Annotated in this window: 23 protein-coding genes; 15 read left to right on the top strand and 8 right to left on the bottom strand. The window is 34.9% G+C overall.

Annotation, left to right across the window (positions count from 1 at the left end; all coding sequences use genetic code 11):
• Nucleotides 1–32: 32 nt before the first annotated feature.
• From ABD940_RS09380 to ABD940_RS09420, 9 genes are all read left to right on the top strand, one after another.
• Complete coding sequence (locus ABD940_RS09380; protein WP_345202824.1) at nt 33–683, top strand: CBS domain-containing protein; 651 nt, start codon at nt 33–35, stop codon at nt 681–683.
• A 6-nt stretch (nt 684–689) separates the two neighbouring features.
• On the top strand, nt 690–1,556 hold the full coding sequence (locus ABD940_RS09385; protein WP_345202826.1) for an NAD kinase: 867 nt from the start codon (nt 690–692) through the stop codon (nt 1,554–1,556).
• A 72-nt stretch (nt 1,557–1,628) separates the two neighbouring features.
• Nucleotides 1,629–2,699, top strand: coding sequence for a class II fructose-bisphosphate aldolase (fbaA, locus tag ABD940_RS09390; protein ID WP_345202828.1), 1,071 nt, complete (start codon nt 1,629–1,631; stop codon nt 2,697–2,699).
• 91 nt (nt 2,700–2,790) lie between these two features.
• Nucleotides 2,791–3,645 (top strand): acetyl-CoA carboxylase, carboxyltransferase subunit beta, encoded by an 855-nt coding sequence (accD, locus tag ABD940_RS09395; RefSeq protein ID WP_345202831.1) that lies wholly within the window; start codon nt 2,791–2,793, stop codon nt 3,643–3,645.
• Between the two features lie 53 nt (nt 3,646–3,698).
• Entirely contained in the window at nt 3,699–4,211 is a 513-nt protein-coding gene (locus tag ABD940_RS09400) for a DUF6973 domain-containing protein (RefSeq protein ID WP_345202834.1), read from the top strand.
• 242 nt (nt 4,212–4,453) lie between these two features.
• Entirely contained in the window at nt 4,454–5,857 is a 1,404-nt protein-coding gene (locus ABD940_RS09405; RefSeq protein WP_345202837.1) for a nucleoside recognition domain-containing protein, read from the top strand.
• Between the two features lie 9 nt (nt 5,858–5,866).
• Complete coding sequence (locus ABD940_RS09410) at nt 5,867–6,013, top strand: hypothetical protein (protein WP_345202840.1); 147 nt, start codon at nt 5,867–5,869, stop codon at nt 6,011–6,013.
• Between the two features lie 68 nt (nt 6,014–6,081).
• A complete protein-coding gene (locus ABD940_RS09415) occupies nt 6,082–6,603 on the top strand; it encodes an ATP-grasp domain-containing protein (protein ID WP_345204700.1) in 522 nt (173 codons plus the stop codon).
• Nucleotides 6,604–6,612: 9 nt separating this feature from the next.
• Nucleotides 6,613–7,005, top strand: coding sequence for a hypothetical protein (locus tag ABD940_RS09420; RefSeq protein WP_345202844.1), 393 nt, complete (start codon nt 6,613–6,615; stop codon nt 7,003–7,005).
• Between the two features lie 15 nt (nt 7,006–7,020).
• Here ABD940_RS09420 and ABD940_RS09425 read toward each other — a convergent pair whose 3' ends face one another.
• The 4 genes from ABD940_RS09425 to ABD940_RS09440 form a co-directional block, all read right to left on the bottom strand.
• Nucleotides 7,021–7,905: a ferric siderophore ABC transporter substrate-binding protein gene (locus ABD940_RS09425; RefSeq protein ID WP_345202847.1), complete on the bottom strand. Its 885-nt coding sequence runs from the start codon at nt 7,903–7,905 to the stop codon at nt 7,021–7,023.
• Nucleotides 7,906–7,939: 34 nt separating this feature from the next.
• Nucleotides 7,940–8,338 (bottom strand): ExbD/TolR family protein, encoded by a 399-nt coding sequence (locus tag ABD940_RS09430; RefSeq protein ID WP_345202850.1) that lies wholly within the window; start codon nt 8,336–8,338, stop codon nt 7,940–7,942.
• Between the two features lie 9 nt (nt 8,339–8,347).
• Nucleotides 8,348–9,052 carry a MotA/TolQ/ExbB proton channel family protein gene (locus ABD940_RS09435; protein ID WP_345202852.1) on the bottom strand — a complete coding sequence of 235 codons (705 nt, stop codon included), beginning with the start codon at nt 9,050–9,052 and terminating at the stop codon, nt 8,348–8,350.
• Between the two features lie 173 nt (nt 9,053–9,225).
• Nucleotides 9,226–9,687: a hypothetical protein gene (locus tag ABD940_RS09440; RefSeq protein ID WP_345202855.1), complete on the bottom strand. Its 462-nt coding sequence runs from the start codon at nt 9,685–9,687 to the stop codon at nt 9,226–9,228.
• 337 nt (nt 9,688–10,024) lie between these two features.
• Between ABD940_RS09440 and ABD940_RS09445 the strand changes: the two genes are divergently transcribed.
• The 4 genes from ABD940_RS09445 (at nt 10,025) to ABD940_RS09460 (ending at nt 13,493) form a co-directional block, all read left to right on the top strand.
• Nucleotides 10,025–11,821, top strand: coding sequence for a DUF885 domain-containing protein (locus ABD940_RS09445; protein ID WP_345202857.1), 1,797 nt, complete (start codon nt 10,025–10,027; stop codon nt 11,819–11,821).
• 164 nt (nt 11,822–11,985) lie between these two features.
• A complete protein-coding gene (locus ABD940_RS09450; RefSeq protein ID WP_345202860.1) occupies nt 11,986–12,375 on the top strand; it encodes a DUF1398 domain-containing protein in 390 nt (129 codons plus the stop codon).
• A gap of 63 nt (nt 12,376–12,438) precedes the next feature.
• Nucleotides 12,439–13,044: a hypothetical protein gene (locus ABD940_RS09455; RefSeq protein WP_345202862.1), complete on the top strand. Its 606-nt coding sequence runs from the start codon at nt 12,439–12,441 to the stop codon at nt 13,042–13,044.
• A 5-nt stretch (nt 13,045–13,049) separates the two neighbouring features.
• Nucleotides 13,050–13,493: a DinB family protein gene (locus ABD940_RS09460; RefSeq protein ID WP_345202865.1), complete on the top strand. Its 444-nt coding sequence runs from the start codon at nt 13,050–13,052 to the stop codon at nt 13,491–13,493.
• Between the two features lie 42 nt (nt 13,494–13,535).
• Here the strand turns inward: ABD940_RS09460 and ABD940_RS22895 are convergent, their stop codons facing one another.
• From ABD940_RS22895 to ABD940_RS09470, 3 genes are read right to left on the bottom strand one after another with little or no spacing between them, the layout of a single operon-like run.
• Entirely contained in the window at nt 13,536–13,619 is an 84-nt protein-coding gene (locus ABD940_RS22895) for an SDR family oxidoreductase (protein WP_425550367.1), read from the bottom strand.
• Nucleotides 13,610–14,275: an SDR family NAD(P)-dependent oxidoreductase gene (locus tag ABD940_RS09465; protein WP_345202867.1), complete on the bottom strand. Its 666-nt coding sequence runs from the start codon at nt 14,273–14,275 to the stop codon at nt 13,610–13,612. The genes ABD940_RS22895 and ABD940_RS09465 overlap by 10 nt, the downstream gene beginning before the upstream one ends.
• Before the next feature lie 22 nt (nt 14,276–14,297).
• Nucleotides 14,298–15,281 carry a quinone oxidoreductase family protein gene (locus ABD940_RS09470; protein WP_345202870.1) on the bottom strand — a complete coding sequence of 328 codons (984 nt, stop codon included), beginning with the start codon at nt 15,279–15,281 and terminating at the stop codon, nt 14,298–14,300.
• A 162-nt stretch (nt 15,282–15,443) separates the two neighbouring features.
• Between ABD940_RS09470 and ABD940_RS09475 the strand changes: the two genes are divergently transcribed.
• Together ABD940_RS09475 and ABD940_RS09480 are read left to right on the top strand one after the other, a co-directional pair.
• On the top strand, nt 15,444–16,040 hold the full coding sequence (locus ABD940_RS09475) for a Crp/Fnr family transcriptional regulator (protein ID WP_345202872.1): 597 nt from the start codon (nt 15,444–15,446) through the stop codon (nt 16,038–16,040).
• 137 nt (nt 16,041–16,177) lie between these two features.
• Nucleotides 16,178–16,534 carry a hypothetical protein gene (locus ABD940_RS09480; RefSeq protein ID WP_345202875.1) on the top strand — a complete coding sequence of 119 codons (357 nt, stop codon included), beginning with the start codon at nt 16,178–16,180 and terminating at the stop codon, nt 16,532–16,534.
• A gap of 19 nt (nt 16,535–16,553) precedes the next feature.
• Here ABD940_RS09480 and ABD940_RS09485 read toward each other — a convergent pair whose 3' ends face one another.
• On the bottom strand, nt 16,554–17,177 hold the full coding sequence (locus tag ABD940_RS09485; protein WP_345202877.1) for an endonuclease III domain-containing protein: 624 nt from the start codon (nt 17,175–17,177) through the stop codon (nt 16,554–16,556).
• Between the last annotated feature and the right edge of the window lie 22 nt (nt 17,178–17,199).

Here is a 17,199-nt window from a genome sequence, read left to right on the forward strand (position 1 = left end):
AAGTTTCGTTTAATTTTTTATAAATTAGCACAATGTTTATCAAGGACTATATCTCAAAAGATTTTCCGTGTTTCCATCTTACTGACTCGATAGAATCAGCAAGAGAGACCTTAGAAGCATTTGGATATTCTCATATTTTCATTAAAAAATCCCATCATTTTCATGGTGCAATTGCCAAAGATTTCCTTTATGAAGAAGAAGGAACTCTGAAAGATCTGGAACATCAGATCGAGCGATTTGCGATTCTTGAGGATAACAATATTATGGACAGCATCCGATTGTTTTATACATTCAATTCCAATGTTGTTCCTGTAATCAATAAGGCGGAAAAATATTTGGGATATATAAGTTGTGAGGATATTTTCCAGGATTTATCTAAATATCCGTTGTTTTCGGAATCGGGAGCTATTCTTACTGTAGAAGTTCCTTCCAGAAAATATTCAATGACGGAAATTGCCAATATCGTGGAAAGCAATAATTCTAAATTTTACGGAGCATTTATCAGCCTCATGTCAGATGAAGCGATTCATGTTACCATAAAGATCAGCAATGAAAATCTGAGTTCCATAGATGAAACATTCGACCGATACGATTATAGAATTGTTCAGAAGTATTATTCTGATGAAAAATCAGATTTGTTTCAGGACAGATTCGGATTTTTCCAAAAATTCATAGAAATATAAAAACTAATGAAGGCAGCCATATATTCTCAGAAAAAAGATCTTGATACTTTTTTATATTTAAGCAAATTTATTTCCGAACTGGAAAACAGAGGCGTAAAATCTGTTTTGTATGATGAGATGGCTGAAGCACTTCAGTTTTCAAAAATTTTCGAAACCTTTAATAACAAACAGGATCTTCTAGATAAAGAAGTCGATCTTTTCTTTACTTTCGGAGGTGACGGAACAATCGTAAATTCTTTAACCTTTATCGAAGATCTTGAAATCCCGATTGTTGGTGTAAACACAGGAAGATTAGGATTTTTGGCGAGTTTTACGAAAGAAGAAGCTTTTAAAGAATTGGATTCTATCTTAAAAGGTGATGTTAAAACAAGCCGTCGTTCTGTAATTCAGGTTGTTTCACCAGAACTGGAAGATTTTTTTCCGTATGCCTTAAATGATGTTACCGTTTCAAGAAAAGAAACGACATCGATGGTAACGGTGGATTCTTATATTAATGATGAATTTTTAAATGTTTTTTGGGGAGACGGCGTTATCGTTTCGACTCCGACAGGTTCTACCGCTTATTCTTTAAGTTGTGGCGGACCGATCATTTCTCCGAACAACGAAAATTTCGTCATCACTCCTATCGCTCCTCACAATTTAAATGTAAGACCTTTGGTTGTGAACGACAGCGTGGAAATTAAATTTAAAGTTGAAAGCCGAGTTTCACAATATTCGCTTTCATTAGACTCCCGATTGATACATATAGAAACAGATAAAGAAATTGTTGTAAGAAAGGCAGATTTCCAGATTTTGCTGGTTCAGCCAAATAATTTAAGTTTTTATGAAACCATCCGCCAGAAGCTACTTTGGGGAAGGGACAAAAGAAATTAAGAATATCTTAAAAATTATTACCTTTACAGGAATTTTAGAAACACCCTAATAATTTATACTAAAAAGTAAAACATGAGCAGAATTTTCCCGGCAGGAGTTGCCACAGGTCAATTAGTTACTGATATTTTTCAGCATGCTAAAGAAAACAAATATGCATTACCAGCAGTAAACGTAATTGGTTCTAGCAACGTAAATGCGGTTTTGGAAACTGCAGCAAAACTAAACTCACCTGTTATTATTCAGTTCTCTAATGGTGGAGCTGCTTACAACGCAGGAAAAGGATTAAGCAATGACGGACAAAAAGCTGCTATTTTGGGAGCAATTGCCGGAGCAAAACATATTCATACTTTGGCAGAAGCTTACGGAGCAACTGTAATTCTTCACACAGACCACGCTGCAAAGAAATTATTGCCTTGGATCGACGGTTTGATGGATGCTAACGAAGAATTCTACAAGCAGACAGGAAAATCTCTTTACTCTTCTCACATGCTTGATCTTTCTGAAGAATCTTTGGAGGAAAACTTAGAAATTTCTGCTAAATATTTTGAAAGAATGGCTAAAATCGGAATGACTCTTGAAGTAGAAATCGGAGTTACAGGAGGGGAAGAAGACGGTGTTGATAATTCAGATGTTGATAATTCTAAATTATATACTCAACCGGAAGATATCGCTTACACGTATGAAAAATTGAAAGCTATTTCTGACAATTTCACAATTGCAGCAGCTTTCGGAAACGTACACGGAGTTTACAAGCCAGGAAACGTGGTTCTTACACCAAAAATTCTTGACAATTCTCAGAAATACGTTCAGGAGAAATTCGGAACTGCTGAAAAGCCAATCAACTTCGTATTCCACGGAGGTTCTGGATCTACTTTGGAAGAAATCAGAGAAGCGATCGATTACGGTGTAATTAAAATGAACATTGATACTGACCTTCAGTTTGCTTATACAGAAGGAATCAGAGATTATATGGTAAACAATATCGATTATTTAAGAACTCAGATCGGAAACCCTGAAGGAGAAGAAAAACCGAATAAAAAATTCTATGACCCAAGAGTTTGGGTAAGAAAAGGTGAAGAAACTTTCTCTGCAAGATTGGTTCAGGCATTTGAAGATTTAAATAACGTAAATACTTTAAAATAAAATTATAAATGATAAAAGATGAATGATAAGTGATTTTTATAATCCGCTGTCTTCATCTTTTATCGTTTATCACACATCAATTATATACAATATGGCATTCGAGTGGTTTAAGAGAAAAGCACAAAATATTACGACATCTACTGATGAGAAAAAAGACGTTCCAAAAGGTCTTTGGCATCAGACTCCGTCAGGAAAAGTAGTGGAACATGACGAATTAAAGAGAAACAACTACGTTTCTCCTGAAGACGGATTTCATGTAAGAATAGGAAGTGCAGAATTTTTTGACATCCTTTTTGATGAAGGTAAATTCACCGAACTGGATGCTAATGTTGAAAGTATAGATATCCTAAACTTCAAAGATACAAAGGCTTACGCAGACCGTCTGAAAGAAGTAAAAGCAAAAACAAAGCTTACTGATTCTATCAGAAACGCTGTAGGAAACGTAAAAGGAACTGAAATGGTGGTTTCTTGTATGGATTTTGCATTTATTGGAGGATCTTTGGGTTCTGTGATGGGTGAAAAAATCAGAAGAGCGATTGATTATTGTATTGAAAAGAAACTTCCTTATATGATTATCTGTCAGTCTGGTGGTGCGAGAATGCAGGAAGCAACATATTCTTTGATGCAGTTGGCTAAAGTTCAGGCTAAATTGGCTCAGCTTTCAGAAGCAGGACTTTTATACATCGCTTATCTATGTGATCCTACATTTGGAGGAATTACAGCTTCTTTTGCAATGACAGCAGATATCATCATGGCTGAACCAAAAGCGTTAATCGGTTTTGCAGGACCAAGAGTTATCCGTGAAACGATCGGAAGAGATTTACCGGAAGGTTTCCAGACATCTGAATTCTTGCAGGAAAAAGGATTCGTGGATTTCATCGTGAAAAGAACAGAAATTAAAGATACAGTTTCTAAAACAGTAAACTTATTGGCTGTAAAAGCTTAGTAATTTTAATAAAAAACAACAATCTCTCTCTAATTCGGGAGAGATTTTTATTTATGAGAACTTTCAGAATATTTTTTAATACGATCCGAAGCATGAGCTTTAAAAAGATAATGCGTCTTTTATCGCTTGTTCTCCCACATCCTATTTTCTCTTTATTAAGTTTTCATGCTACAGCTCAGGCTTTTACCATCGCTCAGAAAAAGTTCCCTGAAACAGCTTCCAACAACGGTATTGGAAATGCTTTCAGACATGCATTATGGTGTTGTTTTATCTCTATGTATTGCTCTAAAGTTTCATCTCCCGAAAAAGCCCTTGATTTCTGCAAAAGAATCACGGATCTGCACGAAGAACTCTTCCCAAACAAACCTTTAGAAACCAAAATGGATCTTCATAATAATAAATTCGGAATGGATTATTTTAAAGAATTATTACCTGGAATTCATCGTCAGTTTTTTGAGAAAAGCTTTTTCATTGATGGTTTAGAGAAAAAAATGAAGGATGCTAAAGTTTTGAAAAATCTGGATGATGATTTTGATGGATTTTTAGTTTACCTTGATGAAAAATAATAATTTTCTTTAAAAATTAATCATTTTTCAACGCTCATTTGTCATTCTGTACGAAGCAAAAGCGGAGTGAAGAATCTATAAAAACAGATTTCTCCTACGTCAAAATGACAAACTTCTGTTATGATTCATTATTGTTTCCTAGATTGCTTCGTCATTTCATTCCTCGCAATGACTTAAAAACCTTCTGCTTCTTTGTAATCTGAACTTTTTTTGATAAGTTTAAACAATTATAAATTAATCAAATGGTTCTCAGCAGAATTTGGTCGGCATTTATCATTGTTGCCATTGCGATTGCAAGTATAAAATACGTTTCATCAAGTCATTACAAAACCATATTCAACGATATGGTGGTTGGAAAAGGTGGTGATACAGTGCAGATTGCAACACAAAAAATGAATACTCTCGCTCCGATTGTCCGAGACAGTTTGATGAAAAAACCAAATTTTGAAGACAGCCGAATTTATTATAAAACAGATTCTTTACGACAAGATGTAAAAGTTTACCGCGTTCAGGAAGCAGACGGTGTGATCGGAACTTCCGAAACGGCAGTAAAAATATGTCTGGGTTTAATCGGAATTATGGCTCTATTCATGGGATTCATGAGTATTGCGGAAAAAGCAGGAGGAATCAATCTTTTAAGCCGATTAATTCAACCTTTTTTCTCGAAATTATTTCCTGAGATTCCTAAAAACCATCCCGCTTTCGGACATATGTTGATGAATTTCAGCGCCAATCTTTTAGGTTTGGACAACGCTGCAACACCTTTTGGTTTAAAAGCAATGGAAAGTCTTCAAACTTTAAATCCAAATAAAGATACAGCAAGCAATTCTCAGATCATGTTCCTTTGTCTTCATGCAGGAGGAATGACTTTAATCCCGGTTTCTATTATTGCCTTGAGATCTTCTGCGGGTTCTAAAAATCCAACAGATATTTTCCTTTATTGTATGATCGCAACATTTGCGGCAACTTTAGCGGCAATGATCATCGTCTCTTTATATCAGAAAATCAATCTCTTAAAGCCAATTGTTTTAGCTTATGTTGGTGGAATTTCTGTACTTGTCGGACTTCTTGTATGGTATTTGACTGGTCTTAGTAAAGAAGCTTTGGATACTTTTAGTCAGGTTTTGAGTAACGGCTTGATTCTCTTTATTTTCTTTGCTATTGTTGTGGGTGCAGTTTATAAAAAAATCAATGTTTTTGAGGCGTTTGTTGAAGGTGCAAAAGAAGGCTTTACAACGTGCGTGAAGATTATTCCTTATTTAGTCGGAATGTTGATTGCCATTTCTTTATTAAGAACTTCAGGAGTTTTTGATGTTATTATTGATGGAATGAAATGGGTCGCCTATGCTGCAAATCTCGATGCACGATTTGTTGACGGACTTCCGACAGCTTTAATCAAACCTTTATCCGGTTCCGGAGCAAGAGGAATGATGGTGGACACAATGGCAACTTTCGGTCCGGACAGTTTTCAGGGGAAATTAGCGGCGGTTCTTCAGGGAAGCTCAGATACTACGTTTTATGTGATCGCAGTTTATTTTGGAGCCGTAGCCGTGAAGAATACAAGATATACGGTAATTGCCATGCTTTTGGCGGATTTGGTGGGGATTATCATTTCTATTTTGTTGGCTTATTGGTTTTTTGCTTAATCAGAAGTAATGAAAGCTTATATCCAAACTGATAAAGACGGAGAATTTTATAATGTAAATGCTTTTATAGCTTATGAAGGTTTCAAAAACTTTGGCTATGAAATAGAAAGTTTTTTGATGCAGATAAAATTTCAGAATATAATCCAGAACACATAATTGTCGGGGGAATTGGGAATGTAAGGAAGAGATTAAAAAATTTAAATATCATTCGCCCCAATAAAGAAATTGACTATCCTGAAGAACTACAACCTTTTTTAAAAAGAAAAATTTGGGAATCATCCATTAATGAAGTTTTCAATAAAAAAGAATGGAATATTTTCATTAAACCTAAAACTGAAACAAAATTATTCACTGGAAAGGTCATCAAAAACGAAATGGATCTTTTAGGATTACTTTATGAAGAAGATGACATAAAAATCTGGTGTTCTGAAATGATTGATTTTAAAACAGAATGGAGATGTTTCATTCGGTACAAAGAAATTTTAGATATCAGAAGATATAAAGGAGATTGGGATACAAAAATAGATGTAAAAGTTGTAGAAAACGCGATTGATTCTTTTATCTCTCAGCCGAATTCTTATGCTTTGGATTTTGGTATTAACAAAAGTGGAGAAACAATATTGGTAGAAGTAAATGATGGTCATTCATTAGGAACTTACGGACTTTCATCGGCTCATTATGCCAAATTCCTTTCAGCAAGATGGAGCGAATTAACCCAAACAGAAGATTATTTAAACTTTAATTAAAATAAAGATATGATAACAGATAAAGAATTTACACTAAGATTAATACGTCAGTTAACTCAAGCATTAGAAAAACTGATTTTAGACAAACCTGAAGAAAGTTTAATGCAGAAAGAACTGGATTTTGATACGTTGATGAAAGATATTTTCAAATTCGATTTTACGACACTTTCATCTAAATCAAAAGAAGAAATCATCGAAATCGTCAACGAAAGACAGGAAAGAGATCACAAAGATTATTACGAAATGCTGGGAAATCTTTTCTATTTTAATGGTAAGGCACATCAGAATAATGATTTTTTAGACAAAGCAAAAACTTTCTACGAACTGTATCTCCAAACCAGCGGAATTTTTGCACTTCCGGTAATCAACAGAATTTCAGAAATAAAAAAAGCACTTGAATAAAGTGCTTTTGTATTTTTAGAATGTGATTTTATAAGTTCCGGTGGAAGAAACACTCGCTTTTTCAGCTTTTACATATTTCTTAACCCAAGATACAGCATTTGAACTGATACAAGGATCAGAAGTTCCGCCTGATCGTCTTGCAGAAACCACATTTCCGGCTTTATCAACTGTATAAGCAACTGTAATCGTTCCACTTGCGGTACAACTGTTTGCTGGTTGCGATCCGCCTCTTCCCATCGTTCCCGGAATAAATCGGACTAATCTTCTGTCGATTCCGACTTTACTGTCTCCATTTCCATCTCCGCCTAAAGGATCTCCATTATTTCCGATTCCTTCACCATCGCCTTGGCTTCCTGCTTTTGTTCCACGACCTCTAATAAGGTTTCCGATCGCTGCAGTTCCTTTTCCATCACCATTTCCGGTTTTTGAATTGGCAGTCGTTGCTCCCGATTTTTTAGTATTTTTTGTTGCGCTTGTACTTGCAGCTGTAGCTTTATCAGATTTTTTGGATTCTTCTTTTTTAGGAACAGAAACTTTAGCGTTATTTCCTGTGATAATTTTCTCCTTTGCTTCCGATTTTTTGGTTTCAGGTTGTGGCTCAGGTTTTATCACTGTTTTTGTTTCAGGAACTGCTGTTTCTACAGGTTCAGGAGTTACTTCTTCTGTCGGTGCAGCTAAACTTCCCGGCTGATCGGCTGGTTCTTCTACTCCATTTCCGTTTCTATTGTCGCCGAAATTCACCAACATTGTGGTGACAACTTCAGGTTCTGTCTCAACTTCGGGTTTTAATTTATATAAAAAAACAAATAACAAGATCGCAGACCAAATCAGGATCGAAAGCAATGCGCTTTTTACCCTGTCTCTGTTTTCCTCGTCTTTGTTTACAATATAGCTTCTCATCTTAAAATGATCTTTTCCGATATTTTCGGAGGTACTATTTATCTTTAACCGTTGCAATGGCGATATTGAATTTATTTTTTTCAGCAATTTCCATTACAAAAACCACATCTTTATGCATTGTGTTTTCATCTGCCCTGATTGTAAAAGATTTATTAGCCTGATTGGTTAATTTATTCACAATCACTTGTTCCAGCTCACCTTTGTTTACCGGATTATCGTCTACAAAATACGATCCGTCAGGTTTTATGCTTACCGTCAAAGGATTCGGAATATTATCATCCACCGCTCCGGCTTTTGGTAACTTTACATCAATAGCGCTTTGATTTGCTGCCGATGAAGTTATCATAAAGAATATCAGCATCAGCAAGATAACGTCTGTCATCGCCGCCAAACTGAATTCCGGATTTGCTTTATTTCTTCTCTGAATTTTCATAAGAAAAAATTATAATGGTTTATTGATAAGATCTAAAAATTCTCCTGACATATTCTGAGCCTTTAATACAAATTTATCAATTCTCGTTAACAAAATATTGTAAAAAAAGTTTGCCGGAATCGCTACCGCAAGACCAACCGCAGTTTGTCCTAATGCCGTATAAATACCTTCAGATAACGTTTTTGGAGAGAAAGATCCACTTGCGTGAGATAAATTAAAGAACGCAATAATCATCCCGATAACCGTTCCCAACAATCCCAACATCGGAGCAATACTCGGAACAACCGCCAAAAGGTTTAAGTTTTTCTCCATGTTTGCCACCTCAACCTGAGCCTGAGATTCCATTGCGCTTACAATATCAGAAACAGGACGACCCAGTCTTGAAATTCCTTTTTCTAAAATTCTTCCTTCCGGTGAATTCTGTCTTTTACAATAATCTGCAGCGGACTCGATTTTACCTTCTTTGATAAAATCTTCAATATTATCCATGAAATTAGAATCTGTTTTAGAGGTTAATCTTTTAATAAAGAAAAAACGCTCAAAGAAAAGATAGACGGAAAATACACCAAGAGCCAACACAGTTACCATCACTATCTTAGCGAAAGCCCCTCCGTGGAACATGATCTTCCAAAATGAAAATTCTAAATCTTCTGCAGCAACTGTAGGTGCAGCTACCTGTGCAAATAACATCTGAGTAAGTTCCGTTAACAGCATTAATGTTTATTTTATAAAAGTTTTAACGACAAAAGTAGTGGAATATTATTAATCCCTATCTTAAAAATTGCTTAAAAACAACTTAAATTTTGTTATTTTTCATAAACAGCAAATTTCTCTCCAAAAATATTTGAAAAGAAATTTACTTATAAAATCGAAAGGTGAAGATCTTATTAATCCTCGTCTATCTCAATATCGTCTTGCTTGAATTCGCATTTAAGCCTAAAAGGAATCGGGGTTTCAGATCCTGTATAGAAATCATCGATGGTTCCTTTCCAGATGACCTGCAGCTCACCGTCTTCACTTTTCTCGAATAAAAGCTCATTATCATAGATAAACGCCTCTTCATCGTCGAAAAGATCTACTTCCGTGTAGGTATCTTCATCAGAATCGTTGATTGTAATGGTTTTTCCTTCTATTTCTGCAGAATCGATAGGAAAATCGAAAATCTCCAGTGAGAGTTGCGGAAAATTGTATTGTAATGAATCATCATCTACGTGATCCAAACTGTCATCCGTAATGATTTCAACCTCTAAAAAATGCTGCTGGTTGCTGTAAACTGCTTTACAATAAGTATTTCTAATATTGTACTTTAGCGTTTCCTCCGGATGGTAAATTTTTAAAATCCCTTTCATTATTTCTTAAAAAAAGAACTGTAATAATATGATTGTTAAACGTTTTCAACAAAGATAAAAAATAGATTGGTTGTGTAAAATTTTTTGAAAATTATTTTTAAAAAATTGTCAATAATTAATAATGACTTTGTCTAAAAACCATATTTTCATGATGAAATAAGGGGAAATTTTGAAATGTTAGAAAGATTGAGATTATTATTTGATTTAATTTTTCGAAAAACTATGATCAAAAAACCCGACTGTTACTATTTTAAGAAATTATTCTTTCAAAAAACAATCTTTTGCCACTATTCTACTTTTAATATTTACATTTGTTTTTATATAAGAATTCTGGAAAATGAAAAACATTTTATCGAAAAGTATTTTGGGAGTTGGTCTCATGATAAGCCTCGCTTCCTGCAAAAAATCTGATTCTCCATTAACGAAAGTAACGCCGTCAAATATGGATTCCATTGCCGCAAATTATTACGAGCAATATTTGAAATTATATCCTTTGGATGCGACTTCACAAGGAGATCTAAGGTACAACGATCAGCTTCCTATTAATATTGACAAAGATTTTATTTCCGGAGAAGTTGCCTTTTATAATTCGGTGGAAAAACAACTGGAAAATGTTGATTATAAAAATCTTTCCGACGAAGATAAGGTAGTTTTTGATGTGTTGGATTATACTTTAAAAGATAAAATTCAGGCATATGCTTATCATCCGGAATATATTCCTTTTACACAATTTGGCGGTCTTCCACTGAATTTCCCTTTGTATGGAAGCGGAGAAGGAAGTCAGCCTTTTAAAACAGAAAAAGATTATACCGACTGGCTGAAAAGAATGGAGAAATTTCCGGACTGGATGAATGCTGCAACTGATAATTTCCGCGAAGGAATTAACAATAAAATGGTTTTGCCTAAAAAACTTGTTGTAAAAATGATTCCTCAAATGAGAGCGGAAGAAATTACAACGGTAGATTTAGATAAAAACATTTTCTACGGACCGATAAGAAAATTCCCGAAAAACTTCACAAAAGAGCAAAAAGATAGATTTTCAGCACTTTACAAAGACGCCATTATACAAAAAATCATTCCGGCTTATACTAAAATGGGCAATTTCTTAGAAAAAGAGTACCTGCCAAAAGCCAGAGATACAGATGGCTACAACAGTTTACCAAATGGAAAAGAAATCTATCAATACTACGCAAAAAGCTGGACGACAACCAATAAAACTCCCGAAGAAATCAATAAAATCGGACTTCAACAGGTTGCGATGCTTCGCGGAGAAATGGAGAAAGTAAAACAAGAAGTTGGTTTCACAGGAACGTTGGAAGAATTCATCAATTTTGTAAAAACAGATCCGAAAGCAATGCCTTACAAGACTTCAAAAGAAGTTTTGGCTGCATTTAATGGAATTTTAACGAAAATTACTCCAAAGCTGAAAACCATGTTCTCTGTAACGCCGAAAACAGGATTTGAGATCAGACAAACTGAAAAATTCAGGGAAGCGAGCGCGAGTGCAGAATATATTCAGGGAACACCGGACGGAAAAAGACCGGGAATTTTCTATGTTCCGCTTCCGGATCCGTCGAAATTTAATGTGACTTCAGGAATGGAATCTTTGTTTTTACACGAAGCAATTCCGGGGCATCATTATCAGGTTTCTCTTCAACAGGAAAATACAAAACTTCCGAAATTCATGAGGTTCGGCTGGTTTGGAGCTTATGGTGAAGGTTGGGCACATTATTGTGAAACTTTAGGTCCTGAATTCGGATTGTATACGGATCCTTACCAAAAAATGGGGTATCTGAGTGATCAAATGTTAAGAGCCGTGAGATTGGTTGTAGATACAGGTTTGCACACAGGAAAAATGACGAGAGAAGAAGCTATCAAATATTTCCTAAGCAACATTTCTTACGACGAAGCGGGAGCAACTGCCGAAGTGGAAAGATATATGGCGATGCCGGGACAAGCTTTAGGATACAAAATCGGTTCTTTGAGAATTCGTGAATTGAGAGAAAAGTATCAGAAAGAATTGGGCAATAAATTTAGTCTGGCGAAATTCCATGATGAAATTTTAAGTCAGGGATGCCTTCCTTTGGATGTTCTGAACAGAAAAATGGAACTTTGGGCGAAGAAACAGAAATAATATTTTAACCGCAAAAGAGGCAAAAGATTTAGATAAATTTTTAAAGATAATGAAAGAAGGCATAGGCTTTTGAAAACTTTTTTAATCCTTTTTTTATTTATTTAAAATGATCTTTTGTTCCTTTTGTAGTTAAAATTTAAATTAATAAAAAATACAACGAAAAAATGTTTACAGTAGAACAAATCGAAAACGCTCACAGCAAAGTACAATCGGGCGCAGATTTTCCGAATTATATTCAGGAAATTAAAAAACTAGGGGTAAAATCTTTTGAAACCTGGGTGAAAGACAGTCACACAGAATATTTTGGAGAAAATGGTTTCACCACGAATTCCCAACCTAAATATGATGATTTACTCATTGAAAATCAAACCGATAAAGATAAATTCAGTCAACAGCTGAAAAGTCATCAAAGAGGAGAAACGGATTATATTAAGTTTTGTAAAGATTGTGCAGAAACAGGAATAGAAAAATGGATTGTTGATCTGGATAAATTCAGTTGTACATATTATGATAAAGCCGGAAATGAAATTCTGGTGGAAGAAATTCCTCATTAAAATAATGAAGTCACAAATTAATTTTTGTGGCTTTTTTGTTAGCTTTATACTTTAAATCAAACCATGATAAAAGCGCTGCGTTTCATTATAATTTTCATTGTAGGGTTATGTTTTTTAAGCTGTAGATCCGAAAGCAAGAAAGTCGAACAGTTTGAAAAAATTACGGTTGATAAAAATTTAAGTAAAAACAAGACATTTAAGCTTCTTTCAAAATATCCTGAACTGCAATTATTTAAAAGTGAGAAAGTTGAAAGCTCAACGAGAACAGCAAATATCATTCAGGAAGCTGGATTTTATACTAGATTTTACGGAGGATTTTATTCTTTGGAAAAAAAATACAGATTTTTTCAGTTCGATGATTATAAATGTAAAACGATATACAATGGAGATACCATCAACATTTGGCTTAATAATCACAATGGATATTTTGGAAACGGTGTTTTGGTAAAGGTTTTTAATAATCAGTTTTTAATTAAAGATATTGATCCGAAAACGTTAAAGGGTGAAATTAAATTTATTAAAACTCATCCCAATTCTCAGAAACTGGTTCTTAATGGTACTAAATTTCAGAAGAATGACAGCATTTATGGATTTATAGATTATAACACAGATCTGGATTCCTTAGTCACGAAAAATTTTAAAGGATATTTTAAAACAAAAATTAAATAGAAAAAATGGTAGAAAGTATAAAATCACTTTTCACAAGAGATTTAAACAAATTAAAAACAGAAATAGAATCGTATCAGAGCGAAGAAATTATCTGGAAAATCGATAAAAATATTCTGAATTCTGCAGGGAATTTAACGCTTCATCTTGTGGGAAATATCAGTCATTTTATTGGTGCAATTTTGGGGGAAACAGGTTATGTAAGAAACAGAGAACTTGAATTTTCTTTAAAAGACATTCCAAGACAAGAACTTATCCTACAAATAGAAAAAACCATTGAGGTGGTGAATTCTTCCGTTGAAAAATTATCCGAAGAAGACCTGAAAAAAGAATATCCTCTTGAACCTTTGGGATATACAATGACAACCGAATATTTTTTAATTCATTTGATTGGGCATTTGGAATATCATTTGGGACAGATCAATTATCACAGAAGATTATTAGACATTTAAAATCAATAAAAACCGAAGAAATTTCTCCGGTTTTTATTTTAATTATGTTGTTTGTCCTCCGTCAACGTTTAAAGTTACACCAGTAATATAACGCGCTTCATCACTTGCCAGAAAAGCTACAGCCATTCCGATATCTTTTGGCTCTCCATAATGTCCCACGCCACAGATTGAAGCATTTGCGAACTGAAAGGTCCATCAGAAGGATTCATGTCTGTATCGATAAGACCCGGCTGAATAATATTAACCGTAATATTCCTGGCTCCCAAATCTCTTGCCCAACTTCTGGTATAAGCTGCTAAAGCCGCTTTAGTTGCCGCATAATCGCCAATTCCGGGATAAGGTGAGCGAGTTCCGCCCGTAGAACCAATTGAAATGATACGACCTCCGTTTTTCATGAAGGGCAAAACGTTTCGTACTGTATGTGCAACACCGTGTACATTAACTTCCCACTGAAGTTTCAACGCAGGCAAATCGCTTTCTTTATTATCAATCTCTCCTGTTACAAATAATCCTGCATTATTCACTAAAATGTCAATTCCCCATTCAGAAGCTTTTTTGATGGCTTCGTTTATATCTTCTTCATTTCCTGTATCTGCTTTTATGGCCATACTTTTTACTCCTAAGGCTTCTATTTCCCGAACAAGATCTTCTGCTTTCTGTTCTGAATTCACATAAGTGAAAATAACATTAGCGCCTTCTGAAGCAAGCTGTCTTACAATTCCCGCTCCAATTCCACGACTTCCACCCGTTACAAACGCTGTTTTATTTTTTAATTTTGACATAACTATTTTGATTTTTTACTTATTAAATATGAAATATGATTGAACCTTTTGTATTTCCCGATTCAATATCCTGATGAGCTTTTGAAGCATCTGATAAGGAATAGACTGTAGGATTGATCTCTCCTAATATTCCGTTTCTCAGTGCATCAAACATTTCTTTTGCAGCCAATTGTACACTTACTTTATGCGGGAAATAACTTCCAAGATTAGGGCGAATCAAATTGATTTTTCCGGCATTCAACACTTTATCATCAAGATTGGGAGCTCCAGAAGACGAACCGAATAATATAATTGTTCCTCCTTTTTTAATGACATTGAGAGACTCATTAAAAGTTGCCTTTCCGACACCATCAAAAACGGCATCTACTCCATTTCCTTCGGTAAAAATCTTTACATATTCAGTTAAATTTTCAGTATCCAGCGAAATAACATGGTCAATTCCGTGGCTTAGAGCATACGATTTTTTACTGCTGTTTCCCACTGTTCCGATCACATTTGCTCCCAAAGCTTTTGCCCATCTGCTTACTAATGAGCCAACTCCTCCTGCGGCGGCATGAACTAAAATTGTATCGCCCTTTTTCACAGGATAAGCTTGCTTGATGAGCATTCTTGCGGTAAGACCTTTCGCCATAATTGCCGCAGCCTGATCAAAAGAAACATCATCTGGAATTTTTATAAGTTCGGAAGCTTCTATTAACCTGCGTTCTGTATAAGCTCCAAGAGCGAAAAAATATCCTACTCTGTCTCCTGTGGTAAATTCATTCACATTTTCTCCAACAGATTCTACAATACCCGCAGCCTCCACCCCAATGGTCACTGGAAAATTATTAAGCGGAAAAGTTCCGTTTCGGAACATCACATCTACAAAATTTAAGGCAATTGCTTTTTGATTAAGCACAACTTGATTTGCACTTGGTTTTCCGATGGTCTCTAAACTATATTCAAGAACTGAAGGTGCACCTTGTCTGCTCATTCGGATCACTCCGGTTTCACTATTTTTTTCCATTTTCTTTTAGATTTTGGTTAAACTTTTTGATGTGACAAAGTTGCGACAGTGTAAAAACATACACATTGACAAATGCAGTAACTTATTCTTGACATTTATCAAGTGATTTGGAAAATATTCTGTACTTTCACGTTATTATTTAACTTTTAATACAATTTTCCGGTGGCTTCCGTTCCATTTGAACCTCTTTTTAAGTATATTGAATCCAAATCGGCACTTACATTGAGTGATGATGAGAAAATTTTTGTTCAGACTGCATTTAAAGCAAAACATTTACGCAAAAGACAATATCTTTTACAGGAAGGAGACGTTTGTAAGTATATGTCTTTCATTGTAAAAGGTTCCGGACGAATGTATTCGGTAAGTGAAAAAGGACAGGAACATATCATTCGTTTTGCCATTGAAAACTGGTGGTTGGGCGACTATGAAAGTTACAATTTCAACACGCCTTCTGTTTATAATATTGAAGTATTGGAAGATTCTGATGTACTTATGATCGAACATGATCAGATTCAGGAACTGATGGCTAAAATTCCCGCAATAGATTTAATGGTAAAAGAAATTGACAGAAAAGGAACCGTGGCAACTCAAAAACGTATTCATTCCTCGATCAGCTTAAGTGCGGAAGAACGTTATGATAATCTTGTGAAATCGTACCCTGAATTTTTAAACCGTTTTCCTCAAAGTATGATTGCTTCTTATCTGGGAATTTCTCCTGAAACTTTAAGCCGACTCCGAAAAAACATTTTAAGGAAATAATTAGCTGAAAATTTTCTCTTGATAAAAGTCAATATTATTTCTTAATAAATATCATCGTTTAGGATTTCAGATAATTATAATTTTACCAATGTAATCTTAAGGTTACAATTTAAAATTAAAATTAAAAATTAATTATTATGAACTCATCAATTCTTTTACAAGACAGCTTATTGCTAATCTGGAACAACCGTAATGCAGCAGAAAGACTTGCATTAATGGAGAAAATCTATTCTTCAGACATCAAATTTTATGAAAGTGACAATAGTGAGCCTTTCGTGGGATTGGAATCGATTAATAACCTTATCCAAAAACTACAACAGGACTGGGCTCCGGATTTTGAATTTGTTCTTACAGAAAATCCAAAATCCAACCATAACATTCAGCATATCAGTTGGAAACTAGGATCAAAAGATCACACTGTTGCTACAGGATCTGATGTTGCAATTATTGAAGAAGAAAAAATAAAAGCCTTGTATCTGTTTTTAAATAACTAAATAGCGCTTTGCTATTTAGTTATTTTTTCTCAAACATCATTTTTGTAATAAAATCTTTCTCGCCATTTCCTCTTGCCGGAGAATATTCTCTTCCGTAGAAAATGATCTGAAGGTGAAGCTTGTTCCAAACTTCTTCTTTCCAGATATTTTTGGCATCTTTTTCTGTTTCTACGACGTTTTTTCCGGAAGTGAGCTTCCATTGCGTCATGAGTCTGTGAATATGTGTATCGACAGGAAAAGCGGGAAATCCAAAAGCCTGACTCATCACGACTGAAGCCGTTTTGTGACCAACACCAGGAAGTGCTTCCAATTCCTCGTAGGTTTGCGGCACCACTCCATTGTGTCTTTCCAGGAGAAGTTCTGCCATTCTTTTCAGGTTTTTGGCTTTTGTATTTGCTAACCCGATTTCTTTAATCAGTTCTTTGATTTCAAATACTTCCAGTTTTGCCATTCTTTGCGGAGTTCCTGCAACAGCAAAAAGATCCGGAGTCACCTGATTCACTTTTTTATCCGTTGTTTGTGCAGACAATGCCACCGCAACCATTAAAGTATAGGGATCGGTATGATCCAAAGGAATCGGAACTTGAGGATATAGTTTTTCTAATTCTGCCTGAACGAGCTCTGCTCTTTGTTTTTTTGTCATTTAACAACTAAATTTGAACAAA

Origin of the sequence: Chryseobacterium ginsengisoli, from assembly GCF_039542325.1 — a bacterium.
Lineage (GTDB): Bacteria > Bacteroidota > Bacteroidia > Flavobacteriales > Weeksellaceae > Chryseobacterium > Chryseobacterium ginsengisoli.

Bases quoted from the DNA above. Each gene is read 5' to 3' on its own strand.
- ABD940_RS09380 (WP_345202824.1), top strand. From the start codon at position 33: ATGTTTATCAAGGACTATATCTCAAAAGATTTTCCGTGTTTCCATCTT.
- ABD940_RS09385 (WP_345202826.1), top strand. From the start codon at position 690: ATGAAGGCAGCCATATATTCTCAGAAAAAAGATCTTGATACTTTTTTA.
- fbaA (WP_345202828.1), top strand. From the start codon at position 1,629: ATGAGCAGAATTTTCCCGGCAGGAGTTGCCACAGGTCAATTAGTTACT.
- accD (WP_345202831.1), top strand. From the start codon at position 2,791: ATGGCATTCGAGTGGTTTAAGAGAAAAGCACAAAATATTACGACATCT.
- ABD940_RS09400 (WP_345202834.1), top strand. From the start codon at position 3,699: ATGAGAACTTTCAGAATATTTTTTAATACGATCCGAAGCATGAGCTTT.
- ABD940_RS09405 (WP_345202837.1), top strand. From the start codon at position 4,454: ATGGTTCTCAGCAGAATTTGGTCGGCATTTATCATTGTTGCCATTGCG.
- ABD940_RS09410 (WP_345202840.1), top strand. From the start codon at position 5,867: ATGAAAGCTTATATCCAAACTGATAAAGACGGAGAATTTTATAATGTA.
- ABD940_RS09420 (WP_345202844.1), top strand. From the start codon at position 6,613: ATGATAACAGATAAAGAATTTACACTAAGATTAATACGTCAGTTAACT.
- ABD940_RS09425 (WP_345202847.1), bottom strand. From the start codon at position 7,905: ATGAGAAGCTATATTGTAAACAAAGACGAGGAAAACAGAGACAGGGTA.
- ABD940_RS09430 (WP_345202850.1), bottom strand. From the start codon at position 8,338: ATGAAAATTCAGAGAAGAAATAAAGCAAATCCGGAATTCAGTTTGGCG.
- ABD940_RS09435 (WP_345202852.1), bottom strand. From the start codon at position 9,052: ATGCTGTTAACGGAACTTACTCAGATGTTATTTGCACAGGTAGCTGCA.
- ABD940_RS09440 (WP_345202855.1), bottom strand. From the start codon at position 9,687: ATGAAAGGGATTTTAAAAATTTACCATCCGGAGGAAACGCTAAAGTAC.
- ABD940_RS09445 (WP_345202857.1), top strand. From the start codon at position 10,025: ATGAAAAACATTTTATCGAAAAGTATTTTGGGAGTTGGTCTCATGATA.
- ABD940_RS09450 (WP_345202860.1), top strand. From the start codon at position 11,986: ATGTTTACAGTAGAACAAATCGAAAACGCTCACAGCAAAGTACAATCG.
- ABD940_RS09455 (WP_345202862.1), top strand. From the start codon at position 12,439: ATGATAAAAGCGCTGCGTTTCATTATAATTTTCATTGTAGGGTTATGT.
- ABD940_RS09460 (WP_345202865.1), top strand. From the start codon at position 13,050: ATGGTAGAAAGTATAAAATCACTTTTCACAAGAGATTTAAACAAATTA.
- ABD940_RS22895 (WP_425550367.1), bottom strand. From the start codon at position 13,619: ATGGCTGTAGCTTTTCTGGCAAGTGATGAAGCGCGTTATATTACTGGT.
- ABD940_RS09465 (WP_345202867.1), bottom strand. From the start codon at position 14,275: ATGTCAAAATTAAAAAATAAAACAGCGTTTGTAACGGGTGGAAGTCGT.
- ABD940_RS09470 (WP_345202870.1), bottom strand. From the start codon at position 15,281: ATGGAAAAAAATAGTGAAACCGGAGTGATCCGAATGAGCAGACAAGGT.
- ABD940_RS09480 (WP_345202875.1), top strand. From the start codon at position 16,178: ATGAACTCATCAATTCTTTTACAAGACAGCTTATTGCTAATCTGGAAC.
- ABD940_RS09485 (WP_345202877.1), bottom strand. From the start codon at position 17,177: ATGACAAAAAAACAAAGAGCAGAGCTCGTTCAGGCAGAATTAGAAAAA.